Source organism: Paraburkholderia sp. BR13444, assembly GCF_040948755.1.
Taxonomy (GTDB): domain Bacteria; phylum Pseudomonadota; class Gammaproteobacteria; order Burkholderiales; family Burkholderiaceae; genus Paraburkholderia; species Paraburkholderia youngii.
The window spans coordinates 35,033-61,233 of the sequence record NZ_JBFPKM010000020.1; the positions used below are offsets into that span (position 1 = coordinate 35,033).

Annotated in this window: 18 protein-coding genes; 8 read left to right on the forward strand and 10 right to left on the reverse strand. The window is 65.7% G+C overall.

Annotation, left to right across the window (positions count from 1 at the left end; all coding sequences use genetic code 11):
- Window positions 1–36: 36 nt before the first annotated feature.
- From AB3X95_RS34355 to AB3X95_RS34365, 3 genes are all read right to left on the reverse strand, one after another.
- Window positions 37–894, reverse strand: coding sequence for a carbohydrate ABC transporter permease (locus tag AB3X95_RS34355; RefSeq protein WP_368623616.1), 858 nt, complete (start codon window positions 892–894; stop codon window positions 37–39).
- Entirely contained in the window at window positions 884–1,822 is a 939-nt protein-coding gene (locus tag AB3X95_RS34360) for a carbohydrate ABC transporter permease (RefSeq protein WP_176121165.1), read from the reverse strand. Before AB3X95_RS34360 ends, AB3X95_RS34355 begins: the two co-directional genes overlap by 11 nt.
- A gap of 216 nt (window positions 1,823–2,038) precedes the next feature.
- Window positions 2,039–3,286 (reverse strand): ABC transporter substrate-binding protein, encoded by a 1,248-nt coding sequence (locus AB3X95_RS34365; RefSeq protein WP_176109293.1) that lies wholly within the window; start codon window positions 3,284–3,286, stop codon window positions 2,039–2,041.
- Window positions 3,287–3,883: 597 nt separating this feature from the next.
- Here AB3X95_RS34365 and zwf point away from each other — a divergent pair.
- From zwf to AB3X95_RS34385, 4 genes are all read left to right on the forward strand, one after another.
- Entirely contained in the window at window positions 3,884–5,347 is a 1,464-nt protein-coding gene (gene zwf, locus AB3X95_RS34370; protein WP_176367018.1) for a glucose-6-phosphate dehydrogenase, read from the forward strand.
- Window positions 5,348–5,541: 194 nt separating this feature from the next.
- A complete protein-coding gene (pgl, locus tag AB3X95_RS34375) occupies window positions 5,542–6,258 on the forward strand; it encodes a 6-phosphogluconolactonase (protein ID WP_176121343.1) in 717 nt (238 codons plus the stop codon).
- Window positions 6,236–8,152: a bifunctional transcriptional regulator/glucokinase gene (locus tag AB3X95_RS34380; RefSeq protein ID WP_176121163.1), complete on the forward strand. Its 1,917-nt coding sequence runs from the start codon at window positions 6,236–6,238 to the stop codon at window positions 8,150–8,152. The genes pgl and AB3X95_RS34380 overlap by 23 nt, the downstream gene beginning before the upstream one ends.
- A 151-nt stretch (window positions 8,153–8,303) precedes the next feature.
- The gene (locus AB3X95_RS34385; RefSeq protein ID WP_176121162.1) at window positions 8,304–9,230 is read left to right on the forward strand and encodes a bestrophin family protein; all 927 of its coding nucleotides are present in this window, start codon (window positions 8,304–8,306) and stop codon (window positions 9,228–9,230) included.
- 31 nt (window positions 9,231–9,261) lie between these two features.
- Here the strand turns inward: AB3X95_RS34385 and AB3X95_RS34390 are convergent, their stop codons facing one another.
- From AB3X95_RS34390 to apbC, 5 genes are all read right to left on the reverse strand, one after another.
- On the reverse strand, window positions 9,262–10,008 hold the full coding sequence (locus tag AB3X95_RS34390; protein WP_176367053.1) for a lysozyme inhibitor LprI family protein: 747 nt from the start codon (window positions 10,006–10,008) through the stop codon (window positions 9,262–9,264).
- Between the two features lie 2 nt (window positions 10,009–10,010).
- Window positions 10,011–12,296: an arginine/lysine/ornithine decarboxylase gene (locus AB3X95_RS34395; protein WP_176109296.1), complete on the reverse strand. Its 2,286-nt coding sequence runs from the start codon at window positions 12,294–12,296 to the stop codon at window positions 10,011–10,013.
- Window positions 12,297–12,386: 90 nt separating this feature from the next.
- Complete coding sequence (dcd, locus tag AB3X95_RS34400; RefSeq protein ID WP_013088723.1) at window positions 12,387–12,956, reverse strand: dCTP deaminase; 570 nt, start codon at window positions 12,954–12,956, stop codon at window positions 12,387–12,389.
- 180 nt (window positions 12,957–13,136) lie between these two features.
- Window positions 13,137–13,673, reverse strand: coding sequence for a superoxide dismutase family protein (locus AB3X95_RS34405; RefSeq protein WP_176109298.1), 537 nt, complete (start codon window positions 13,671–13,673; stop codon window positions 13,137–13,139).
- A gap of 130 nt (window positions 13,674–13,803) precedes the next feature.
- Entirely contained in the window at window positions 13,804–14,892 is a 1,089-nt protein-coding gene (gene apbC, locus AB3X95_RS34410) for an iron-sulfur cluster carrier protein ApbC (protein WP_368623617.1), read from the reverse strand.
- A gap of 338 nt (window positions 14,893–15,230) precedes the next feature.
- On the opposite strand from apbC, the gene AB3X95_RS34415 reads away from it, so the two are divergent.
- Together AB3X95_RS34415 and metG are read left to right on the forward strand one after the other, a co-directional pair.
- Window positions 15,231–15,884, forward strand: a complete 654-nt coding sequence (locus tag AB3X95_RS34415) for an OmpA family protein (RefSeq protein WP_176121160.1) — start codon at window positions 15,231–15,233, stop codon at window positions 15,882–15,884.
- A 399-nt stretch (window positions 15,885–16,283) separates the two neighbouring features.
- Entirely contained in the window at window positions 16,284–18,419 is a 2,136-nt protein-coding gene (metG, locus tag AB3X95_RS34420) for a methionine--tRNA ligase (RefSeq protein ID WP_176121159.1), read from the forward strand.
- A 98-nt stretch (window positions 18,420–18,517) separates the two neighbouring features.
- On the opposite strand, the gene AB3X95_RS34425 is transcribed toward metG, so the two are convergent.
- On the reverse strand, window positions 18,518–22,858 hold the full coding sequence (locus tag AB3X95_RS34425; RefSeq protein WP_368623618.1) for a translocation/assembly module TamB domain-containing protein: 4,341 nt from the start codon (window positions 22,856–22,858) through the stop codon (window positions 18,518–18,520).
- A 44-nt stretch (window positions 22,859–22,902) separates the two neighbouring features.
- Complete coding sequence (locus tag AB3X95_RS34430; protein WP_368623619.1) at window positions 22,903–24,750, reverse strand: autotransporter assembly complex family protein; 1,848 nt, start codon at window positions 24,748–24,750, stop codon at window positions 22,903–22,905.
- Window positions 24,751–25,017: 267 nt separating this feature from the next.
- Here AB3X95_RS34430 and AB3X95_RS34435 point away from each other — a divergent pair, with 267 nt between their 5' ends.
- Both AB3X95_RS34435 and AB3X95_RS34440 read left to right on the forward strand, forming a co-directional pair.
- Window positions 25,018–25,203, forward strand: coding sequence for a DUF3460 family protein (locus tag AB3X95_RS34435; protein WP_013088716.1), 186 nt, complete (start codon window positions 25,018–25,020; stop codon window positions 25,201–25,203).
- A gap of 20 nt (window positions 25,204–25,223) precedes the next feature.
- Window positions 25,224–26,123 (forward strand): ScpA family protein, encoded by a 900-nt coding sequence (locus tag AB3X95_RS34440; protein WP_368623620.1) that lies wholly within the window; start codon window positions 25,224–25,226, stop codon window positions 26,121–26,123.
- The last annotated feature ends 78 nt before the right edge of the window (window positions 26,124–26,201 follow it).

Here is a 26,201-nt window from a genome sequence, read left to right on the forward strand (position 1 = left end):
CGCGCTCTCGGGGGCACGCCCCCGGGGTCGAGCTGGTTAGCCCTTCACCGCGCCCGCGGTCAGGCCGCGCACGAAGTAACGTCCGGCGATGATGTAGACGAGCAGCGTGGGCAGCGCCGCGATGATCGCGCCGGCCATGTCCACGTTGTATTCCTTCACGCCGGTCGAGGTGTTCACGAGATTGTTCAGCGCCACGGTGATCGGCATCGAGTCGACGCCGGAGAACACGATACCGAACAGGAAGTCGTTCCAGATCTGCGTGAATTGCCAGATCAGGCACACCATGAAGATCGGCAGCGACACCGGCAGCAGAATCTTCGTGAAGATCGTGAAGAAACCCGCACCGTCGATACGCGCCGCCTTCACGAGTTCAGCCGGCACGCTCACGTAGAAGTTGCGGAAGAACATCGTGGTGAACGCGATACCGTAGATCACGTGCACGAGCACCAGACCGCTCACCGTGTTCGACAGGCCGAGGATACCTTCGAGGCGCGCCATCGGCAGCAGGATCGCCTGGAACGGGATGAAGCAGCCGACCAGCAGCATCGTGAAGATCGGATCGGCGCCGCGGAAACGCCAGTGCGTGAGCACGTAGCCGTTGAACGCGCCGATGATCGACGAGATCAGCACGGCCGGAATCACCATGCGCACCGAGTTCATGAAGAACGGCTGCATGCCGTCGCAACGCACGCCCGTGCATGCGCCGCTCCACGCCTTGATCCACGGCGCGAAGGTCCAGCTCGTCGGCGGCGTCAGCAGGTTGCCGGTGCGCAGCTGATCGATGTCCTTGAACGACGTCGACAGCATTACGTACAGCGGAAACAGGAAGTACAGCGCGAACAGAAGCAGGGCCGCGTAAATGACGGCACGGCTCATCGCCATCTTAGGTTGCATTGCGGGTGCTCCTCGATTCCAGATACATCAGCGGCACGAGCACGGCCACCACGGTGGCGAGCATCATGATCGACGAGGCCGCGCCGACGCCGAGCTGCCCGCGATTGAACGAAAACGTGTACATGAAGATGGCCGGCAGCGACGACGACGTGCCCGGACCGCCGGCGGTCAGCGCGACGACCAGGTCGAACGTCTTGATGGTGATGTGGCAAAGAATCAGCAGCACGGAGAAGAACACCGGCCGCATGCTCGGAATCACGATCTTGCGGTAGATGGTCGGCAGGCCCGCGCCGTCCATCTGCGCGGCCTTGAAGATTTCACTGTCGACGCCGCGCAAACCGGCGAGGAACAGCGCCATCACGAAGCCGGTGGATTGCCAGACCGCCGCGATCACGATACAGAAGATCGCCCGGTCCGGGTCGCCGAGCCAGTTGAACTCGAAGCTCGTCCAGCCCCAGTCGTGAAACACCTTCTCGATGCCGATGCCCGGCGACAGAATCCATTGCCACGCGGTGCCGGTCACGATGAACGACAGCGCCATCGGATACAGGAACACGGCGCGCAGCGCGCCTTCGTTGCGGATCTGCTGATCGAGCAGGATCGCGAGCAACAGACCCAGACCGATGCAGATACCGATGAACGGAATGCCGAACCAGCCGAGGTTCTCGGCCGAAGTCCAGAACACGTCGTTCTGGAACAGCTCGCGATAGCGGTCGAGACCCGCGAACTCCCAACGAGGCATCAGTCGCGAAGTAGACAGCGACAGATAGCCGGTAATTGCGATAAAGCCATACACGAAGATGAGGCTAATCACGACGCTGGGTGCGAGCACCAGCTTCGGAATATAGCGATCGGCAAGGGCCGCCATGGGCGACGTGCGGCGGGCGACGGTGGCCGTTTTCCCGTTCCCGCTGATGGAAGCAGTCACTACTCGACTCCTGCTGAAACTGTACCGCCGGGCTGCCCGTGCGCGAATGGCGCGGGACCGCGACGGCCTGGGTGTGACTCCATGAAACCCGGGTGAGCCGCGTTGTGCCGGACCGCACTGCGAATCAAAGCAGATGAGGTCCGACCCGACACGGCCCGAAGAGCGCGCCCAGCGCTTCGGATGCAAGCGGCCGGGCGCAACGCTTCGTACTTGCGCTTACTTGGTCTTCGCTGCCTTCGCGAGAGCCTGAACCGCGGTCTTCGAATCTTGCTGCGAGTTCATGAACTTCGTGACGACGTCGGAGATCGCGCCTGCCGCGGCATCCGGCTGAGCCATGCCGTGAGCGAGCGACGGCACATAACCGCCGGCCTTGATCGCGATCTGCTCATCCGCGTACGACTTCTTCGCGCAGTCGTCGAACTTGTCCATCGGCACGCCGAGACGCACCGGGATCGAACCCTTGTACAGGCTGAACTGCTCCTGGAACTCCGGCGACATGATCGTCTTCGCGAGGGAGAGCTGGCCCGGCGTCGCGGCCTTCTGGCCCTTCTGCTGGAAGAACACGAACGAGTCGACGTTGAACGTGTAGGCCTTGTCCGTTTGCGGCACCACCGCGCAGATGTAGTCCGTGCCCGACTTCTTGCCGGCGTTGGTGAACTCGCCCTTCGCCCAGTCGCCCATGAACTGCATGCCGGCCTTGCCGTTGATGACCATCGCCGTGGCGAGGTTCCAGTCACGGCCCGTGCGGCCGGCGTCGAAGTAGCCCTGGATCTTGCGGACCGTGTCGAACACCTGAACCATCTTTTCCGAGGTCAGGGTCTTCTCGTCGAGGTCGACGAGCGCCTTCTTGTAGAAGTCCGCGCCTTCCGACAGCACGACGTCTTCCCACAGCGTCAGGTCTTGCCACGGCTGGCCACCCATCGCGATCGGCTGGATGCCCGCGGCCTTCATCTTGTCGGCCACCGCGAAGAACTCAGGCCACGTGGTCGGCACCTTGCCGCCTGCCTTGTCCAGTGCTGCCTTGTTGATGTACAGCCAGTTCACGCGATGCACCGAGAACGGCGCGCCGACATAGTGGCCGTCCGCTTGCATGATCTTGTCGACTTGCGGCGGCAGGTTCTTCTTCCAGTCGCCCGCGACCGAGTCGATCGGCACCAGCACGCCCTGCGAAGCCCAGTCCTGGATCAGCGGACCCTTGATCTGCGCGGCGCTCGGCGCGTTGCCCGAGATCACCTGCGTCTTCAGTGCCGTCATCGCAGCCGCGCCAGCGCCGCCTGCGACCGCGAAGTCCTTCCACGTGTAGCCCTGCTTCGTCATGTCGTCCTTGAGGACGCCGACGGCCCTGGACTCGCCGCCCGAAGTCCACCAGTGCAGCACTTCGATCGACTCGGCGGCCTGCACGGCCGACACGCCACACATCAGACCCGCAGCGCACAGAGCGCCCATGATCGCGCGAAATTTCATTGCTTATCTCCTCCAGACACCTGAACAAAAAAACGAATGGCCCCTGATGTCGCCAGGGTGCTGTGGTTGGTTCAAACAGGCAAAAACTGGGCGATCGAGCACGGTCGGGAGCATGCGCCAAGGCATGTGCCGGCGGACCGATGTCCGGCCGCTAGACGCTCAAGAGGTGAGTGGTTCGGGATGCAACTGACTGTCTCCTCTTTTGATTTTTGCCTGCCCGCATCGCGCGGCAGACTCGAGGTACCTCATACACCAATCCGACGCCAGCCTGACGTCGGCCACGGAAACGACCCGCAAGCCCGTCGACTCCCCGGCTTTCCGTAAGGTCCGCCGGCACCCTGCTGGCGCGTACCGGAAAGCGTTGCCCCATTGTCCGTTAGCATGCCGGGGACGCCCGCCGATTCGCAAAAAGCGTGCAATTCGTCTGCACAGCGCACGCTTTTTTCTTCGAATTAACGCTACCTCTTGATTTGGATTGTAGTTAAACTACAATTCAGTGTCAAAAAATATTTTATTGGACTACGGTCGCTCTTCCAGGTCGCTGCACGTGCAGTGTCCGATCAGCGCGGCGGCCGTTCAGGACATCGACGGAGACTCATGCATACCGACTCAAGCTTTACCTTCGTTCTCTTCGGCGGCACCGGCGACCTGTCGATGCGCAAGATCCTGCCCGCGCTGTTCGAGGCGCACCGCGCGGGCGGCATGCTCGCCGATAACGGCAAGATCGTCGCGGTCGCGCGGCACATCGCGGATCGCGGCGAGTACCTGCAGTGGGTCGACGGGCACGTCAAGCCGCACGTGTCGAAAAACGGCCTCGACGAAGCCGCGTGGACGAGCTTCCTCGCGCGCATCGAGTTCGTGAAGATCGATCTCGGCAATCCGGATGACTTCGCGCAACTGCGCGACGCGATCCAGGATATGCCCGGCATCCGCGTGTTCTATCTGGCGACCGGTCCGTCGCTGTTCGTGCCGATCTGCCATGCGCTCGCCGCGGTGGGTCTGAATAACAACGCGCGCATCGTGCTCGAGAAGCCGCTCGGCTACGACCTGAAGTCGTCGAACGCAATCAACGACGCGGTCGGCGAAATCTTCGCGGAAGAGCAGATCTACCGGATCGATCATTACCTCGGCAAGGAGCCGGTGCAGAACCTGCTCGCGCTGCGCTTCGGCAATGCGCTGTTCGAGCCGCTGTGGCGCCGCGAGTGGGTCGAGAGCATCCAGATCACGATCGCCGAGGAACTCGGCGTCGAAGCGCGTGGCGATTTCTACGACAATACCGGCGCGCTGCGCGACATGGTGCAGAACCACCTGCTGCAGCTGCTGTCGATCGTCGCGATGGAGCCGCCCCACTCGATGGATTCCGACTCGGTTCGCGACGAGAAGCTGCGCGTGCTGCGCGCGCTAAAACCGGTCGATTCGCAGGAAATCGGCAAGGTCGCGGTGCGCGGCCAGTATCATTCGGGCGTGATCCGCGGCAACACGGTGCCGGCCTACGCGACCGAGCATGGCGTGAAGCCGGACAGCTCGACCGAGACCTTCGTCGCGCTGAAGGTCGAGATCGAGAACTGGCGCTGGGCCGGCGTGCCGTTTTTCCTGCGTACCGGCAAGCGGCTCGCCGATCGCGTCGCCGAGATCGTCGTGAATTTCCGTGCGGTGCCGCATTCGGCGCTTGGCGCGTCGGCGCTGCGCGCGGGCGCGAACCGCCTCGTGATCCGTCTGCAGCCGAACGAGACGATTCGTCTGTACTGTCTCGCGAAGCAGCCCGGCGAGGGTATGAACCTCGCGAGCGTGTACCTCGATCTCGCGTTCGACCGGTTCTTCCGCGAAGGCCAGATGGAGGCGTATCAGCGGCTGCTGCTCGACGTGATTAACGGGCGCCTCGCGCTGTTCGTGCGGCGCGACGAACAGGAAGCCGCATGGCGCTGGGTCGAGCCGATCCTGAACGAATGGAAGGCTTCGACCAAGCCGCCCAAGCCGTACGCGGCCGGCACGTGGGGACCGGCCGCGGCGAGCGCGATGCTCGCCCAGCACGGGACCTGCTGGCTCGAAGAAGAGAATTGAGTTTGATGAATTGACAGACGGCGCCGCGCGCGATGAACATTTCGGCGCGCGGCGCCGGCGACACCACCGACGAACTGAACGGAGTCGCGCCGGTATCGCGTCAGGCATCTGCGGGCCACCCCGCCATGCAGGCATCGCGCGACAGCAGTCAGGCTGATTCCGCAGATCCAACAAGAATGCAGCACGGAGGAGAAGTGATCGAGCTTCACGCTTTCGACGACCAGCGCGCCCAATCCGACGCGCTGGCGAAAGCGGTGGGCGACGCATTACATGCGTCGCTTGCCGCACAGGCGGCCGGCACCGGGACGTCAACCCCGCTCGCGCGCCCGGCCATGCTGGCCGTGTCCGGCGGCAGCAGCCCGCGTCCGTTTCTGCAAACGTTGTCTACGCAGACGTTCGACTGGCCCCGCATCGCGATCACGCTGGTCGACGACCGCTGGGTGCCGGAGACCGATGGCGCGAGCAATGCGCAGCTCGTGCGCGCCACGTTGCTGCAGAACGCCGCGCAACACGCGACCTTCTGGCCGCTCGTCGACATCAGCCAGGATCTGCACTCGCACGTTGCCGCGCTGAACGCGGACGCGCGCTTCGCCACGGCACCCGACGTCGCGGTGCTGGGCATGGGCGAAGACGGCCACACCGCGTCGATCTTCGCCGATGCGCCCGAATGGGATCACGCGATCACCACGACCGAGCGTTTCGTCGCGGTGCATCCGGGCGCGGCGCCGCACGCGCGCGTGAGCTGGTCGCTGTCCGCGCTGAAGGACGTCAAGCATCTGTTTCTGCTGATTGCAGGACCGCGCAAGATGGACGTGCTCAACGCCGCATCCGCTGCGCTACAAAAAAATGCCATCTCGCAACTGGCAAACGACAAGGGAGTGAGACTCGATGTCTACTGGTGTGCAAACTAAAGCTGTGCCGGGCGCGGCCCAGCACGCCGATGGACCGAGGCTGCTGGCCGACATCGGCGGTACCAATGCGCGTTTCGCGCTCGAGACGGGCCCCGGCGAAATCGGTTCGGTGCAGGTCTATCCTTGCGCCGAGTATCCGAGCGTCGCCGACGTCATCAAGACGTATCTGAAGGACACGAAGATCGGCCGCGTCAATCACGCGGCGATCGCGATTGCGAACCCGGTCGACGGCGACCAGGTCAGCATGACCAATCACGACTGGACCTTTTCGATCGAAGCGACGCGCCGCACGCTCGGCTTCGACACGCTGCTCGTCGTCAACGACTTCACCGCGCTCGCGATGGCGCTGCCGGGCCTCACCGACACCCAGCGCGTGCAGGTGGGCGGCGGCCAGCGCCGGCCCAACAGCGTGATCGGCCTGCTCGGCCCCGGCACCGGCATGGGCGTGTCGGGCCTCATCCCCGCCGACGATCGCTGGATCGCGCTCGGCAGCGAAGGCGGCCACGCCACCTTCGCGCCCGCCGACGAACGCGAAGAGATCGTGCTGCACTACGCGCGCAAGAAGTGGTCGCACGTGTCGTTCGAACGGGTGGCCGCGGGTCCGGGCCTCGAGGTGATCTATCGCGCGCTCGCGGGCCGCGACAAGAAACGCGTGCCGGCCAGCGTCAATCCGGCCGATGTGGTCAAGCGCGCGCACGAAGGCGAGCCGCTCGCGGCCGAATCGGTCGACGTGTTCTGCGGCATCCTCGGCACCTTCGCCGGCAATATCGCGGTGACGCTCGGCGCGCTCGGCGGCATCTATATCGGCGGCGGTGTCGTGCCGCGTCTCGGCGAGTTGTTCGCGCGTTCGTCGTTTCGCCAGCGCTTCGAGGCGAAGGGCCGCTTCGAGGCGTATCTGCAGAACGTGCCGACCTACGTGATCACCGCCGAATACCCGGCGTTCCTCGGCGTATCGGCGATTCTCGCGGAGCAGTTGTCGAACCGCGCGGGCGGCAGCTCGTCGGCGGTGTTCGAGCGGATTCGCCAGATGCGCGACGCGCTGACGCCGGCCGAGCGCCGCGTCGCCGACCTCGCGCTGAACCATCCGCGTTCGATCATCAACGATCCGATCGTCGACATCGCGCGCAAGGCCGACGTCAGTCAGCCGACCGTGATCCGCTTCTGCCGCTCGCTCGGCTGCCAGGGGCTGTCCGATTTCAAGCTCAAGCTCGCGACCGGTTTGACCGGCACGATTCCGGTCAGCCATAGCCAGGTGCATCTCGGCGACACCGCGACCGACTTCGGCGCGAAGGTGCTCGACAATACCGTGTCGGCGATCCTGCAGTTGCGCGAGCATCTGAACTTCGAGCACGTGGAACGCGCGATCGACCTGCTGAACGGTGCGCGCCGCATCGAGTTCTACGGGCTCGGCAACTCGAACATCGTCGCGCAAGATGCGCACTACAAGTTCTTCCGCTTCGGTATTCCGACCATCGCGTACGGGGATCTGTACATGCAGGCGGCCTCGGCCGCGCTGCTCGGCAAGGGCGACGTGATCGTCGCGGTGTCGAAGTCGGGGCGCGCGCCCGAGCTGCTGCGCGTGCTCGACGTCGCAATGCAGGCCGGCGCGCAGGTGATCGCGATCACCTCGAGCAACACGCCGCTCGCGAAGCGCGCGACCGTCGCGCTGGAAACCGATCACATCGAGATTCGCGAGTCGCAACTGTCAATGATCTCGCGCATCCTGCACCTCGTGATGATCGACATTCTGGCGGTCGGCGTGGCGATTCGCCGCGCGGTGCCGAGCGATGAAGTGGCCGAGACCGTCGAGAAAGCGCGCGAAGGCGCCGACGACGACGCGACGGCCGTACTCGACTGGCTGAGTCACGGCGCGGCTTCGTCGGCGCGCGACTGAGGCTGACTTAGCGCTGTCCGCTTCGCTTGCGGCGGACGAACCCGCGGCGCGTGCATCGTCTCCGATGCGTACGCCGCGGGTTTTTCTGTTCGGGGGACACGAAAAGCGATCGATAATAAGCGCTCTATCGCTTCAGACGAACCGCGCGTCCATGATCATTCGCCCGCATCTCCACTGGTTCCGCATGCTGCTCGCGTGGCGCGGCTCGGTGCTGCCGCAGTTGCTGCCGCGGCTTTTTCTGATCTTCATCATCTCGATCATTGCGCTCGCCGCGCACGATCATCTGCTGCCCGTCAGCCTGAACCTGAACTCGATCGCGCCGTTCTCGCTGGTCGGCATTGCGCTCGCGGTGTTTCTCGCCTTTCGCAACAACGCGAGCTACGACCGCTGGTGGGAAGCGCGCAAGCTGTGGGGGCAATTGCTCAACGAGTCGCGCTCGCTGACGCGCGAGGCGCTGACGTTGCCATCGCGCGAGTTGCCCAAAGAAGAAGCCGCCGCGTTCCTGGCGATTCTTAGCGCGCTCCCGCATGCGCTGCGTCACCAGTTGCGCAAGACCGAACCGCGCGACGACCTTGCCGCGCGGCTGCCCGGCGCACTGCTCGAACGTGTGATGGGATCACGCTACAAGCCGGCCACGCTGATGCTGTGCCTCGGCGAATGGGTGCAGCGCGCGGCGCGCGCGGGCACTCTCGATCCGATCACGGCGCTCGCGTTCGACCGCAATCTGAACGGACTATCGGACGTGATCGGCGGCTGCGAGCGCATCGCTTCGACGCCGTTGCCGTTCGCGTATTCGGTGATGATCCACCGCACCGTGTACTTCTTCTGCGCGTCGCTGCCGTTCGGGCTCGTCAACAGCATCGGTATTTTCACGCCGGTGTTCGCGGTGTTCGTCGCGTACACGTTCATGGCGCACGAAGCGATCGCGTCGCAGCTCGAAGAACCGTTCGGCACCGACGACAACGACCTCGCGCTCAACACGATGTCCGCAATCATCGAGGATGCGATGCGCGATCTGCGCGGCGAGCCGGCGCTCGCGGCGCCGCAGCCGCGCGCAGACGGGGTTCAATGGGATTGAATCTGCGGCGGGTCGCGCCGCTCGGCGGCCGTCAGTGGTTGCCGGCCGTTTCGGAGAGCCGTTTGATCGTCGCGACGCGCGCGCCGATGATGTCGATACGTCCGCGCTCGTCGACGAGCGGCGTCGATGCCGTCAGATACGCATTCCACGCGCGTTGCGCGTGCACCAGCGTCGGCCGCGACTTCGCCGGCATCTTCGCTTCGAGCACACGGTAGTAGCGGTTCAGATCGAACATCGCGTGTTCGCAACGCGCATCGGCGTTGCACGCGCGCGGCCGGCGCGGCGCCGGACCGCTCGCATCGGCGAGCGCGCTGCGCAGCACGAGCGCGCGGTCGCGCACCGGCTGCAGTTGCATGTCGGCTTCGGAAAGCACGTACATCGAGCCCTGGGTCGTTGCGAACACCGCGGCGAGCAGCTGCTTCTCGGCATCGCGCGACGCGAGCCAGCTCGACTGGCTCTTTTCCCATAGCCTGCGCCGCGCGGGCGGCACCTTCGCGAGCAACTGCTGGTACGCGCTATCGACCGCGGCCATCCAGCCGATGCGCGCATTGTCCATGCACTGCACCTGCCCGATCGTCGTCGACATGTCGGCGCGCGCGAGACACGTGCGCATCGCGGCATCGATCGGATCGGCGGCGGCCACCTCGGCATGCGCCGCCGGACTAGCGATGGCGACGAGCACCAGCGTACCGGCCGTGAGCGCGAAGCTCAGCACGCCGGCCCCGCGCCGCCAAGGCCCGATAGCGGGCAGGCCCGTCAGCAACTTCACCCACGCCATCGTCAGAAGCGCACGCAATCGACGAAATATTCGATGCGCCCGTTGACCATTTCGCCGACGAGCCCATGGATATCCGTATGGAAGCCCGGGAAGCGCTCGTTGAACTCGCGCGCGAAACGCAGATAGTTGACGATCGTCTTGTTGAAGCGCTCGCCCGGAATCAGCAGCGGGATGCCCGGCGGATACGGCGTCAACAGGATCGACGTGACGCGGCCTTCGAGTTCGTCGATCGGTACCCGGTCGATCTCGCGGTGCGCGAGCTTCGCGAATGCGTCGGACGGCTTCATCGCCGGCTCCATGCTCGACAGGTACATCTCGGTCGTCAGACGGGCGATGTCGTTCGCGCGATACACGCTGTGGATCTGCTGGCACAGATCGCGCAGGCCGACACGCTCGTACATCGGATGATGCGCGACGAACTCGGGCAGCACGCGCCACAGCGGCTGGTTGGTGTCGTAGTCGTCCTTGAACTGCTGCAGCTCGGTCACCATCGAGTTCCAGCGGCCCTTCGTGATGCCGATCGTGAACATGATGAAGAACGAGTACAGGCCCGTCTTCTCGACGATGATGCCGTGCTCGGCCAGGTACTTCGTGACGATCGCCGCCGGAATGCCGGTGTCGTCGAAGCCGCCGTCCATGTTGAGACCGGGCGTGACGATCGTCGCCTTGATCGGGTCGAGCATGTTGAAGCCTTCGGCGAGCGGGCCGAAGCCGTGCCACGCGTCGTCCGGACGCAGCATCCAGTCTTCGCGCGAGCCGATGCCTTCCTCGGCGAACTGGTCCGGGCCCCACACCTTGAAGAACCAGTCGTCGCCGTATTCGGTGTCGACCTTGGTCATCGCGCGGCGGAAGTCGAGCGCTTCGGCGATCGATTCCTCCACTAGCGCGGTGCCGCCGGGCGCTTCCATCATCGCCGCGGCGACGTCGCACGAAGCGATGATCGCGTACTGCGGGCTCGTCGACGTATGCATCAGATACGCCTCGTTGAAGCGATGCTTGTCGAAGCGGCTGTTCTTCGAATCCTGCACGACGATCTGCGACGCCTGCGAGATGCCGGCGAGCAGCTTGTGCGTGGAGTGCGTCGCATACACCATCGCGCCGATGCGCGGACGGCCCGCGCCGATCGCGTGCATGTCCTGGTAGAACTCGTGGAATTCAGCGTGCGGCAGCCACGCTTCGTCGAAGTGCAGCGTGTCGAGCCATTCGCCCAACATCTCCTTGATCATCTCGACGTTGTAGACCACGCCGTCGTACGTGCTTTGCGTGATCGTCAGGATGCGCGGCTTCAGGTTCGGGTTCTTCGCGAGCGCTTCGCGCGCGAACGGATTCGCCTCGATCTTCTTGCGGATGTTCTCCGGTTCGAACTCGCTGCGCGGGATCGGGCCGATGATGCCGAAGTTGTTGCGGGTCGGCGTCAGGAACACCGGAATCGCGCCGGTCATCGTGATCGCGTGCAGGATCGACTTGTGGCAGTTGCGGTCGACCAGCACGATGTCGCCCGGCGCAACCGTGCCGTGCCAGACGATCTTGTTCGACGTCGACGTGCCGTTGGTCACGAAGAACACGTGGTCGGCGCTGAAGATGCGCGCGGCGTTGCGCTCCGAGGCCGCGACTGGACCGGTGTGGTCGAGCAGCTGGCCGAGTTCGTCGACCGCGTTGCAGACGTCGGCGCGCAGCATGTTCTCGCCGAAGAACTGGTGGAACATCTGGCCGAGCGGGCTCTTCAGGAACGCGACGCCGCCCGAGTGGCCCGGGCAGTGCCACGAGTACGAACCCTCTTCCGCGTACTGCACCAGTTCCTTGAAGAACGGCGGCGCGAGCGAATCCAGGTACACCTTCGCCTCGCGGATGATATGGCGTGCGACGAACTCCGGCGTGTCCTCGAACATGTGGATGAAGCCGTGCAGTTCGCGCAGGATGTCGTTCGGCAGATGGCGCGAGGTGCGCGTCTCCCCGTACAGGAAAATCGGGATATCGGCATTGCGACGGCGCACTTCGGTCACGAACGCGCGCAGCGCGACGATCGCGGCCGCGAGCTCGGGTGTCTCGCCTTCGACGACCACGTTGTCGACGTACGGCAGCAGTTCGTCGTCGTCGATCGAGAGGATGAAGCACGACGCGCGGCTCGACTGCTGCGCGAACGAGGTCAGATCGCCGTAGCTCGTCAACCCGAGCACTTCCGCGCCTTCTTTCTCGATGGCTTCGGCCAAAGCCCGGATGCCGGAACCCGAGATGTTCTCGGAGCGGAAATCTTCGTCGATGATGACGACGGGGAAACGGAACTTCATGGGCGATTCTCCAAAAAGAAAACGACCGCTGCGTTACCTAGAAAGCGCAGCGGTCACCCGAATAACTGGTGGGTTCAGACGCTGCCGACGTCAGGTCTTCGGCAACGTGACGCCGTGCTGACCTTGATACTTGCCGCCGCGATCCGCGTACGACGTTTCACAAATCTCGTCGCTTTCGAAAAACAGCACCTGGGCGACGCCTTCGTTCGCGTAGATTTTCGCAGGCAAAGGTGTCGTATTCGAGAACTCGAGCGTGACGTGCCCTTCCCATTCCGGCTCGAACGGCGTCACGTTGACGATGATCCCGCAGCGCGCGTACGTCGACTTGCCGAGACACACGGTCAGCACGCTGCGCGGAATGCGGAAGTACTCGACCGTGCGCGCGAGCGCGAACGAGTTCGGCGGGATGATGCAGACGTCGCCCTTGAAATCGACGAAAGATTTCTCGTCGAAGTTCTTCGGATCGACGATCGTCGAGTTGATGTTGGTGAAGATCTTGAATTCGTCGGCGCAGCGGATGTCGTAGCCGTAGCTCGAGGTGCCGTAGCTGACAATCTTCCGGCCGTCTTGTGAGACGCGAACCTGATCGGGCGCAAACGGCTCGATCATCTTGTGCGACTCGGCCATGCGCCGGATCCACTTGTCAGATTTGATGGTCATAGGTGAACGCTGCTCGACGTGAATGTCAGGTGTGACGAAAAGATAGATGAAAACTGCCGGCGGCGCTGCGGCGCTCAGCCGGCGAAGGCCGCTTATTTTACGCGATCACGGAATCGCTGCCGCCGATGGCGTCATGTGCGCCACCGAGCGGTGGCCTGGCGGCGAAAGCGCGCTCGCCGTTCACTGCTGGCGAATCACGCCGCAGGCGATGGCCGTGCCAGCGCCATGCTGAGGGTACGCGTAGGGATCGGTCGCGTCGCGGTGCAGCAAAACCGCGCGCTGCAGCACCGAGCGGATGCCGTCGAGCGACACGTCCGGCGCGACGATGAAGCCGGTGGCCACGCCGTTCGCGTCCGCATGGATATTGCCCAGATCGCCCTCGACGCGCGCGCCGGCCTTGAGCCGTTCGGCGGCCGGTGAAAATACCGGACCGGCGCTGGAGCCGTCGGCGGCGTTGCAGTCGCCGCGCTCGTGCACCTGCAGCGCGTGGTCGCTATTGGGCGGCAAGCCGGTGAGATTGTAGGTGACCTGGACGCCGTCCGAGCGCTCGATGAAGGTCACGAGGCCGTGGGCCTGATTGCCCACGGTGGGCAGCAATTGCGCGTCGGCGCGCTTTTCCTGTGGTCTCAGGAAGACGCCACAGCCGCTCAACAGCACGCAGCCGGCAGTCAGAACGATGAACGCATGTACCGCGTGCCCGTCGATTCGTTTTCCCATGCGATCCTCTTGTCGGCCTGGCGGCCGCCCCTGCGGCCGCCGAGCCGAACTCGTGAAGTCGACATGATACCGCGAGAGCTCGTGAAAATAGGGATCGAGATCGCCCCTAATCCCTTGCCCGAACGGCCGCTCAGGTGTTCTGCACGACGATGTTCGGAAACTTCGAGCTCATGTCGCGCGCGCGTTCGGCGATATGCACCGCGACCTTGCGCGCGATCGAGCGATAGATCTCCGCGATGCGCCCGTTCGGGTCCGCGGCGACCGTCGGATGGCCCGAGTCGGCCTGTTCGCGGATCGTGATGTCGAGCGGCAGGCTGCCGAGCACGTCGACGCCATACTCCTTGCTCATGCGCTCGGCGCCACCGGCGCCGAAGATGTGCTCCTCGTGGCCGCAGTTCGAGCAGATGTGCAGACCCATGTTCTCGACGATGCCGAGGATCGGGATGCCGACCTTTTCGAACATCTTGAGGCCCTTCTTCGCGTCGAGCAGCGCGATGTCCTGCGGCGTCGTGACGATTACGGCGCCCGTGACCGGCACGCGCTGCGCGAGCGTCAGCTGGATGTCGCCGGTGCCGGGCGGCATGTCGACGATCAGGTAGTCGAGTTCGTGCCAGTTGGTCTGGCGCAGCAGCTGTTCGAGCGCCGAGGTCGCCATCGGGCCGCGCCATACCATCGGGTTGTCCGCCTCGATCAGGAAGCCTATCGAGTTGGCCTGCACGCCGTGGCCCGTCATCGGGTTCATCGATTTGTCGTCGGGCGATTCGGGGCGGCCCTCGATGCCGAGCATGGTGGGCAGCGACGGGCCGTAGATGTCGGCGTCGAGAATGCCGACCGACGCGCCCTCGCTCGCCAGCGCGAGCGCGAGATTCACGGCGGTCGTGCTCTTGCCGACGCCACCCTTGCCCGAGGCAACCGCGACGATGTTCTTCACACCGGGCAGCAGCTTCACGCCGCGCTGCACGGTGTGCGCGGCGATCTGCTGGGCTACCTCGACGCGTACGTTCGCGACGCCGGGCACCGCTCGCAACGCGTCGGCGAACTGCTGGCGGATCGCGTCGAACTGGCTTTTCGCCGGATAGCCGAGCATCACCTGAAGGCTGACCGCGTCGCCCTCCACAACCACGTTGCGGATGCTCTTCGCGGCCGCGTACGGCGCGCCCGTGTTGGGGTCTGTGACGGCCGCGACGGCGGCGTCGACCAAAGCCCGATCGATACTCATTGATACTCCGTGGGGAAGAGGTGCGGCGCGGCGAGATGGACGAATCGCCCACGCGGCGGAATTTGCAAGAAATTGTTATGCGGCATTGCGAAAATCTTACGTGCCGGGCACCCTTCGGGGCACGCGGGACGCCGTAGGGTCGCACCGCTGCTTGTTCAGGCATATTGTAGTGTCTGACGGCAGACGGTGCCCGAAGACCCTGCTTCGCTGTCGGACCGCGCGAAGCAAGGCGCAGAAATCGTTCCTGAACTTTCTGAGTGGTCGCTGAATTGCCGTAATGTTCGCTGCATAGACTGACCGCTACCCGCTGGTTTATTCGCACCCGAAAGGAAACCAAGATGAATGCAAGAATCATGACTCGCGTGGCCGTATTCGCTGTGGCAGGCTCACTTGTGGCAGGCTGCGCGACCCAACAGGGCACCAACACAGCAGTCGGCACGGGCGTGGGCGCCGGTGCCGGCGCCGCGCTCGGCGCGATTTTCGGCGGCGGCAAGGGCGCGGCGATCGGCGCGGCCACCGGCGCGGCGGTGGGCGGCATCACCGGCTACAACTGGGACAACATCCGCAACCGCATGTCGGGCGCGACCAAGGGCACCGGCACGCAAATCACCGAGCAGCCGGACGGCTCGCTGAAGCTGAACATCCCGAGTTCGGTCACGTTCGACACCAGCAGCTACGCGATCAAGCCGACGTTCGCGCCGGTACTCGACCAGCTCGCGCAGACGCTGCAGCAGAATCCGGAAGTCGTTGCATCGGTCGTCGGCCATACGGACAACACCGGCTCGCTGCAATACAACCAGACGCTGTCGGTCAACCGCGCGCAGAGCGTGACCGGCTATCTGACGCAACGCGGTATCGCGCCGCAGCGCCTGTCGGCCACCGGCATGGGCCCGAACCAGCCGATCGCCGACAACAACACCGAAGCCGGTCGTGCGGCGAACCGTCGCGTCGAGATCTACCTGCGGGCCACCGCCCAGCACGCGACGCAATAAGCGCAGGTCAAAAGGAGAGAAAGCGCCGCCGGGCCGGCCGGGTGTTGCGGCCACAGAGCCCGGCTGGCGGTCGGAACGAGCCGCCCGACCGGTTTGCCGGCAAATCGAAAAAAACTTCGAACTCTACGGAAAATCCGCGGTCTCTCTTTACGGTACGTGACTGGCGAAGCCGTCACGTCACCATTCTCCTCTTGTCGTTGTTGCTCCGGGGTTTATCGACCCCGGTTTTTTTTGCCCGCGCGGTTTTGCATCTCGCTCGCGGGCGTCGCCCCGGTTGTCCCTCACCGCGGCGCCGATCTCCGTCCGCTCTGCTCGTCCAGGCCGCCGCGTCCCAGCCCGCGTGCGGCGTGCGCCCTGCTAAAATCATCGTTTCGTCCCACCGCAGGCACCCCGATCCTTATGTCAGCACCCGCCACCGACCTCCGCGCAGGCGCGCCGTCAAGCCGCCGCCAGATTCTCGTCACGTCGGCCCTTCCGTATGCGAACGGGCAGATTCATATCGGCCATCTGGTCGAATATATCCAGACGGACATCTGGGTCCGGGCGCTGCGCATGCACGGCCACGAGGTCTACTACGTCGGCGCCGACGACACGCACGGCACGCCGGTCATGCTGCGCGCGGAAAAAGAAGGACTGACGCCGAAACAGCTGATCGATCGCGTGTGGCTGGAGCACAAGCGCGACTTCGACAGCTTCGGCATTTCGTTCGACAACTATTACTCGACCGATTCCGACGAAAACCGCGTGCTCAGCGAAAACGTCTACCTCGCGCTCAAGGAAGCGGGGCTGATCGACGCGCGCGAGATCGAACAGGCGTACGACCCGGTCAAGGAAATGTTCCTGCCGGACCGCTTCATCAAGGGCGAGTGCCCGAAATGCGGCGCCAAAGACCAATACGGCGACAGCTGCGAAGTCTGCGGCTCGACCTACCAGCCCACCGAGCTCGTCAATCCGTACTCGGTCGTCTCGGGCGCGACGCCGATCCGCAAGACCTCGACGCACTACTTCTTCCGCCTGTCCGATCCGCGCTGCGAGAACTTCCTGCGCGCGTGGGTCGGCGGCCTTGCGCAGCCGGAAGCCACCAACAAGATGCGTGAATGGCTCGGCGACGCCGGCGAAGCCAAGCTCGCCGACTGGGACATCTCGCGCGACGCGCCGTACTTCGGCTTCGAGATTCCGGGCGCACCCGGCAAATATTTCTACGTGTGGCTGGACGCACCGGTCGGTTACTACGCGAGCTTCAAGAACCTCGCCGAAAAGCGCGGCCTCGATTTCGACGCGTGGGTCCGCCAGGGGTCGACCGCCGAGCAGTACCACTTCATCGGCAAGGACATCCTGTATTTCCACACGCTGTTCTGGCCCGCGATGCTCGAATTCTCGGGCCATCGCACGCCGACCAACGTGTTCGCGCACGGCTTTCTGACCGTCGACGGCGCGAAGATGTCCAAGTCGCGCGGCACCTTCATCACCGCGCAAAGCGTGATCGACACCGGCCTGAATCCGGAATGGCTGCGCTACTATTTCGCGGCCAAGCTGAACAGCACGATGGAAGACCTCGACCTGAATCTGGACGACTTCCAGGCGCGCGTGAACAGCGATCTGGTCGGCAAGTACGTGAACATCGCGAGCCGCGCGGCCGGCTTCCTGATCAAGCGTTTCGACGGCCGCGTGCAGGACAGCGCGATGCACCATCCGCTGCTCGGCACGCTGCGCGCGGCGCTGCCGCAGATCGCCGCGCACTACGAGGCACGCGAGTACAGCCGCGCGCTGCGTCAAACCATGGAGCTCGCCGACGCGGTCAACGCGTACGTGGATACCGCGAAGCCGTGGGATCAGGCGAAAGACCCGGCCAACGCGGTCGCGCTGCACGAGACCTGCAGCGTCAGCATCGAGGCGTTCCGCCTGCTGTCGCTCGCGCTGAAGCCGGTGCTGCCGAAGCTGGCCGAAGCGGTCGAGGCGTTCCTCGGCATCGAGCCGCTCGTGTGGGCCGACGCCACCGTGCCGCTCAGCTCGGCGCGCCCGATCAACGCGTACAAGCATCTGATGACGCGCGTCGATCCGAAGCAGATCGAGGCGCTGCTCGCGGCCAATCGCGAGTCGCTGCAGGCCACGCCGGAAGCGGCGGCGGCCGACGCGAAGGCGAAGGCGAAGGCCCACGCCAAGGCCGCCGCCGCCGCGAAGGAAGAAGAGTCCGGCATCATCTCGATCGACGACTTCGCGAAAGTCGATCTGCGTATCGCGAAGATCGTCGACTGCAAGGCAGTGGAAGGCTCGGACAAGCTGTTGCAACTGACGCTCGACGTCGGCGAAGAGAAGACCCGCAACGTGTTCTCGGGCATCAAGTCCGCGTATCAGCCCGAGCAGCTGATCGGCAAGCTGACCGTGATGGTCGCGAACCTCGCGCCGCGCAAGATGAAGTTCGGCATGTCCGAAGGCATGGTGCTGGCGGCCTCGGCCGCGGACGAGAAGGCCGAACCGGGCCTCTACGTGCTCGAGCCGCATAGCGGCGCGAAGCCCGGCATGCGCGTGAAGTAACGCGCGGCGCTTTCGGGCGCCCCGACCCACCTCGCAGCACGCAGATATGACGAGAACGGCACGCTTCCAAGGCGTGCCGTTTTTTTATGCTGCCCTCATCACCACGCGATCCGATCGAAGCGCCGCGTGTAGAGCACGTCGGCGCCATAGAACGTGCCGCCGTAGACGACCAGCGACCAGTACCGCGTCAGATTGATCGTTGCCTTGATCGCATTGCTGGCCGACTGCAGCCCCTGCTCGTAGCCGATCACGAGCCACTCGTTGATCGCCTTCGACACCATCACGACTTGCGGATCGGTCAGACCGACATCGCTGCGGCCGATCGAAAACTCGTCGAGCCCGACGGTCTGCGCGATCCGCGCGCCCGTCGCACTGCCGAGCAGCGCGAGCGCGGTCGTCATCGTGCTCTGCTGGCCGAGGTTGTTGCCCTGGTCGGTGCCGTGGCCGAACAGCAGCCACGACAGCTTTTCGTTGTCCGGCACGCTCGGTTCCGACACGAGCCGCGCGACCGGCGCCTGCAGCGTGCCGGTAACCTGCACGCCGGCCTCGACCTGCTGGTTGCGGCGCATCGCGAGGATGTTGATGCCCGGATTCGTGACCGGCCCGTTGAACGTGAAGAAGCCGTTCTCGATCGTGAGCTTGCGGCCGAATGCGGTGTAGGTCGAACCCGGCGTGACGCGCACGTTGCCGACCGCGCGCAGCGGCGTATTCGGCGCGCTCGTCGCGGTGATCGTACCGGCGAGGCCGAGATCGGCGCCCTTGCCGCGGAAGCGGAAGTCGTTGCCGAGGCCGATCTCGATGTTCGCGCGTGGCGCGAACGGGCTCGCCGGCGGCTGACCGCCTTCGGTCGGACGCGGCCGGCCGCCCGAGCGCGTGCCGTCCGGGCGGATGATCACGACGTCGTCGCCGAGGCTCGGCGCGGCCTGCTCGGGCAGATCGAACAGCGCGCGGTCGACCACGAACTTGCCGTCGATCACTGGGCCGCGCTCCACGCCGCCGTTCGAGATGTTCGCGCTGCCCGACAGCGACAGATGGCGGTCCGGCGACGCGAACACATCGAGCTTGTCCGCGACGATGCTCGCGGTCATGTCCGGCTCCGCGCTGTCGAGGCGCACGCGGCCGGTCGCGCGCAGCGTGCCGCTCGCGCCGTGGAACTCGACCTGCTGGAAGTCCACCGTGTTCTGCGACAGCGCGATGCGCACCACGCCGTCCTTCAGTTGCACGCCCTGGCTCACGACCGTCGCGGACAGACCGTCGCCGGTCAGCGAGCCGGTCACGTTCGGCTTCGCGACCGTGCCGCCGAGCGCGAGTTGCAGCGCGAGACGGCCGTCGAGCAGGTAGCTCGGGCCGAGCAGGCCGCCCGTCGTGCGCAGCGACGGCACGTTCGCGTTGACGTTGCCCGACAGCGCGCTCTGCGGATCGACGGTCAACATGCCGTCGCGCAGCACGAGCGGCGTGTGCGCGTCGGCATCGATCACGCCGATGCGGCTCGCCTGCGCATGCACCGTCGCGTTGAGCCGGTTGCCGCCGGTGAATTCGGCGCGCGCGCGGATCGCGCCAATGCCCATCGACGCGAGCCCGCGGCCGATTTCGACCGTCACGTCGCCGCTGCGCCGGCGCAGCTCGATGTGGCCGCTGGCCGTCGCGCCGAGCGAGAAGTCCCAGTCGCCGTCGAACACGAGGTCGGTGCGCACGGCGGGCGGCTCGCCGGTGATCTGGCGACGCAGCTCCTGCAAGTGCGCGAGCGACACATCGGTCAGGCTGCCAGTCGACTGGATGCGGCCGTGATCGAACGCGAACGACTTCAGGGCCAGCACCGAGCCTTCAATCGTCAGGCGCGTCGCGCCGAGCGTCAGGTGGCCCGGCCCGGCACTGACCGCGAGCGGTGATTCGAGATTGAGCGCGGGCGTACCGCGATTCTGCAGACGCGTGACGGCGCCGTCCCAGCGCGAGCCGTCGCGCGTGTCGGTCAGCTTGCCGTTGGCGGCGAGCGTCAGGTCAAGCGGACGGTCCTGCAGCTTGCCGGTCGCGGCGGCTTCGAGCGTGTGTTTCGCACGCGTGCCGGACAGGCGGGCGCTCAGCGTGGCGAGGTCCACGCCGCCCGCGCTCACATTGCGCGCGTCGGTCGTGAACGCGAGCGCGCCGTTCGCGCCGTCGCGCAACTCGGCATGGCCTTGTGCGTGGCCGACGCGGTTGCTCGCGAATACGACGCTGTCGGCCTTGTAATTCAGCGTCACGTTCGGATGCGCGAACGAGCCGGTCACGTCGCCGTCAGCGGCGACCGCACCCGCGAGGCCGAAGCCGAGCCGATCGAGCTGCGGCGCGTCGATGGCGAAGCGCAGCCGGTCGCCGGCCGCGCCGAAGCTGCCTTGCAGATTGACCTGATTGCCCGCTACGGAAAGATTCGCGCGGCTCGGCAGGATTCGCGAGCCGGCCAACTGGATCATGCCGCCGCCCGTCAGCGGCAGATCGTTGTAGACGCTAGGGCCGAGCGTGAATTCGGCGCGCGTCGTGAAGACCGGCGCGAGCACACCGGCCGCGGTGATCGTGGCGGTTACGCGCGCCTCGATCCTGCGCGCGGGTGTGGCCGGGCGCGGGGCCGCGCGCCCGGCTGCGCGATGCGCGGGCGCCGGCGTCCTGCGCTCGAGCACCTCGGTCTGCACCGCCGCCTGAGCGGTGTTCTTCGCGATGGCCGCGGCCTGATCACCGGGCGCCGCGCTCTTCGCGCCAGCGGTGCTGCCCGCGAGCGCCGCGGCCTGCGCTTGCCGCTCGCTCCGCGCGCCGCTCGCGGCGGGCGCGCCGGAACTCGTGACGGGCGTGCGCGCCGGCATCTGCGAGGTCAGCGACAGCGGATCGAAATCGGTCAGTTGCGCCTTCAGGTTGTAGGTCGAGTTCGCATCGTGCTTCAGCGCGCCCGATAGATTGATGCGGCCGCGGCCCGACGTGACGCGCACGTCGTTGAAGCTGATGCGTGCGGGGTCGAACGTGATCTTGCCCTGCGCGCGCAGCGCGGCGGCGGGGTCGGCGAGATCGAGCGTCAGACTCTGGATGTCGTCGTTCAGGCGGATGCTGATCGGGCCGGACAGTTGCGTCGGCCGCACGGTCGCCTGCAGCGCGTTCAGGTCTAGCCGCGCGACGTTCAGATCGAGCTGGCCGTGCCGGCCGCTCAGCGTGCCGCCGCCGGTGAGCGTCGCGTTGCGCACGAGCCGCACGTTCAGATTGGCGATGCTCTGTGTGTGGGCGTCGAGCCGCACGTCGGCGTTCGCGTCGATCAGCGGCAGCAGTTTCTGGTCGATTGCGCCGGCTTTCGCGTTGACGATCGAGATATGGCCGGCGACGGCGAAACCCGCCGCCGGTTCGACCGGCGCGTGATGGCCGCCGAACACGTGGTGCGGATGGCTGGCGGCCGACGGTTCGGCCGCGCTGGCCGCACTCGCTGCGTGGGCTGTGCTGGCCGCGCCGGACTCCACCGGCTGCAACTCCGCGCGCACCGCCAGATCGGCCAACGGCGCACCGGGCGCGAAGGCCTGCGGATTCACATGATCGAAGCTCAGCGTCGCGCGCTGCAACGGCACCGCGGCAAACGGCGCCGCTTCGACCCGCGCGTGGCCGGCGAGCTTCATGCCGCTCGCATCGAGCTCGGCGACCAGTTGCTCGAGCGTGCCGCTCAGGTGACCTGCGACCTGCACCGCTTCATCGTTGACCTTGCCCGCATAACCGACTTCGCCCGTGAGCGGAAACGGCTGCACGCCATCGAGTTTCGCCGCTGCCGTCAGCGCCCCGAACGGCGTCTCGAGCCGGTCGATCGCGGCCTCGTGATGACGCCCGTCGCTGCGTCCATGAAACGCGAAGCTCGACAGCTCCGTCGTCGACGCGCCCTGGTGCAGCAGCAGCCGCTCGACCCGCACGTCGCGGATCTCCAGCTGCATCGGCAATTGCAGATCTTGCGGCAGTTTCATCGGCTCGTTGCTGCTCGGCGACGGCGGGGCCACGCGCGCCTCGATCGTGCCGACGTGCAGGTAATCGATCGTGAACCGCCACGGCTCGCGCGCGAGCGCCCAGCTGCCCGCGACGCGGTCGATCTGGATGTCGGTGCCGTTGCCATCGAGGCTGCGCCAGCGCACGTCGCGCAGTTGCACGCCCTGCGCGAGCGTGCCGCCGTCGAGCGTGCCGGCGAGCCGGCCGCCCAGCAGCTTCACGGCCGCGTGCCACGCATACGCGGTGCCGCGTTCGGTCGTCAGCGCGCCATACAACAGGCCGAGCGCGAGTACGGCGAGCAGCACCAGCATGATCACCGTGCCCGCGATCGTCTTCAGCAGCAGCCGACCCCAGCGCCGCTTCGGCGGCGGCGTGTCGGGCGGCTGCTGCCCGTCCGGCGGTCCTGGCGGCGTGGCGCCGGGCGGCTGCGCGGGGGGCGGGTCGGTGACGTCGGTGGTCATGCGTGAATACGATGGCAAATAAGGTGGCGGGTTGTCGTCAAACGTCAGAACGCGATGCCGAGCGTGATATACGGCCGCACCCGGTTGTCGCGGATTCCGTAAGCGACATCGAGATTGACCGGGCCGACCGGGCTGCGCCAGCGCGCGCCGACGCCGGCGCCCGGATAGAAAATTTTCTCGCCCCAGGTGTCGGTGGCGGTGCCGATGTCGAAGAACACGGCCGCGCCCCAGTTGCGCGAGAACCAGTGCTGGTATTCGGCCGCGCTCGTCACCAGGTATTTGGTCGGCAGGACCGAGCCGGCGACGTTGTTACCGATGCTCTGGAAGCCGTAGCCGCGCACCGAGTTCGAACCGCCCGCGCGGAACAGCAGCGACGCCGGAATGCCGCTCGAGCTGCCGCTCGTGAAGACGCCGCCGAGTTCGGCGCGGATCAGCACGATGTCGTTGTCGCCAATCGGGAAATACTGCTGGCCGCGCGCGTAGCCGCGGATGAACGACTGGTCGGCGAGCACTCCCTTGACCGCGAAGCCCGCCTCGACGTGGATCAGGTTGCCACGGCGCGGGAACAGCGGGTCATCGGTGTCGCGCCGCGTCCACGACCACCCCGGCACCAGCGCGTGCGCGCGGGTCGGCGGCGCGGCGTTCTGGTCGAGCTTATCGTCGTAGAACAGCAGCGAATAGCTGTAGTCGAGGAACTGCGACGTGCGCGAGCGCTGCACGCCGCCGCGGATGCTGTAGATGCGCGTGTCGGAGACGTCGGTGGTCGTGTACGACGCGAGCACGCTATTGGTCCAGCCGTGCAGGCCCGGCGGCATCGATAGCTGGACCTGGCCGTACTGCTGCGTCTGGTCGGCGCGGCCCTCGACGGCGAACGGCCACGCCGCGCCGAACGTGTTCAGGTATGTGTAGCCGCCCTGCACGAGCGGACCGTTGTCGGTCGAATAGCCTACGCCGCCGCGGAAGCTGTGATACGGAAACTCCGACACCTTCACGTGCACCGGCGTGTCGAGCGGCTTGCTGGGGTCGTTGTCGAGATCGATCGCCACGCTCGCGAAGTACGGGGTGTTCTGCAGTTGCCGCTGCAGCTCGGCGACGGTGCGCGTGTCGTAGATGTCGCCCGGCGAGATCGGATTGACGTTATGGACGATGCGTTCCGGATAGCGCCTGGTGCCCTGCACGTCGAGCTGGCCCATCGTGAAGGTCGGCCCGCTGTCGTAGATCACCGACAGCTTCGCGGTGTGCGTGCGCGGATCGATCAGCGCCTCGGAGTGGTAGATCTTCGCGGCGAGGTAGCGGCGCGATTGCAGCTCGCGCAGCGACGCGTTCTTCGCGTCGTCCCAGTCGCCCTGCGAGAACGGCTGGCCCTCGTGCAGCGAGAACGCGAAGCGCGTCGCGTTTTCGCGCGACGGGTCTTCGGTCAGCACCGCGCCGCGAAACGACAGATCGACCGACGTGACTTTGGTCTGTGGGCCCGGCTCGACGCGCACGGTGACCTGGCGCATGTTGTCGACTGTGCGCACGTCGGTGCTGACGAGCGGGGAGAAATAGCCCTGCGTCGCGGCGAGATCGCGCACCTGCTGCGGCGTCGCGGTGATCAGGAACGAGAACTGGTCGTCGGTGACGTCGGGGCGCTTCGCGAAACGCGAGATATCGAGGTTCTGTTCGAGCAGCCGGCGCAGCGCGCGCGGCTCGGCGACCACCTCGACCTTGTAGCTCGGCGCCTTGCTCGCCGCGCAGGCCTCGCCCCCGGCGAGCAGCATCATCAGGAGGCCGAAGGCGAGCGACACGCGCAGCCAGCACCGCGCGAGCGACTCGCGCTCACGCGCGCGCCCTCGCGTCTGACCGGTTGCGCCGCGCCACACACGCGGCTTGTCGATCGTACCTCCCGCCAAACAGGACCTCCGGCCTCAATGAGTGAATTCTCGTGTCCCGGCCGCGCTGCGCGATCGAGGCATGCTATTTGACCACAATGCGACCCCAATCGGCCCCTATCGTGCCCCAGGCGGCGCCCCGCGCTTCACCTCGAAAATAGACGGCTTGCGGCGATTTTCGACCGCGCGCGGCGCATGCGGTAAAATCGCTGACGACGGCGCCCCCTCGCGGCACCGCGCAGCGGCCAGCCCGAGAGCCGCCACCTTACCCACCACGGACGTCGAGCCATGTATCAATCGGACATCACCCAGTTCCTGAACCAGCTCAAGCAACAGAAGCCCAATCTGGAGGCCGAGCAACGCAAAGGCCGCGCACTGCTGTGGGACAAACAGCCGATCGATCTGGAAGAGCGCGCCGAGCAGAAAGCTTCGCGCGTGCAGCAGACGCCCTACTCGTACTACCAGAACTTCTAAGCGCTCCAGTCACGCCGACGATGAGTCACGCTGACGAGGTGCATGGTCCGCTTCACGGCCCGGTTCGCGGCCCAGCGCCGGCACCGTCCGACACCGCGCTTGCCACGCCCGCTACCGATTCGACGCCCGACACGGTCGACGGCGTCGCTTTCGCGCGTCTGTACGGCGAGCCGCTGTTCAAGCTGCCGAACGACCTGTACATCCCGCCGGACGCGCTCGAGGTGTTCCTCGAGACCTTCGAGGGGCCGCTCGACCTGTTGCTGTACCTGATCCGCAAGCAGAACTTCAACGTGCTCGACATCCCGATGGCGGATGTCACCGAGCAATATCTCGGCTACGTCGAGCAACTGCGCAAGACCAATCTCGAACTCGCGTCCGAGTATCTGCTGATGGCCGCGATGCTGATCGAGATCAAGTCGCGCATGCTGCTGCCGGTCAAGAAGGCCGACACCGGCGAGGAAGCCGAAGACCCGCGCGCCGAACTGGTGCGCCGCCTGCTCGAATACGAGCAGATCAAGCTCGCCGCGCAACGCATCGACCAATTGCCGCAGCTCGGGCGCGACTTTCTGCGCGCCGAGGTCTATATCGAGCAGAGCGTCACGCCGCGTTTTCCAGACGTGAACAGCGACGACCTGCGCGCCGCGTGGGCCGACGTGATCAAGCGTGCGAAGCTGGTCCAGCATCACAAGATTTCGCGTGAGGAACTGTCGGTGCGCGAGCACATGAGCCTGATCCTGCGGCAATTGCAGAACGCGCGCTTCATCGAGTTTTCCGATCTGTTCGACACGAGCCGCGGCGTGCCGGTGGTCGTCGTGAACTTCATCGCCGTGCTCGAGCTGTGCCGTGAATCGCTCGTCGAAATCACCCAAGCGGAGCCGTTCGCGCCGATTTACGTGCGACTGGCGTATCTGCCGGCCTGATTGCGGAAAGACAGCCGCTTAACGGCCGGATCGCGGCCGCAACCGCGGGAAAATCGCTACGAACCGTCGTAGCGAAGC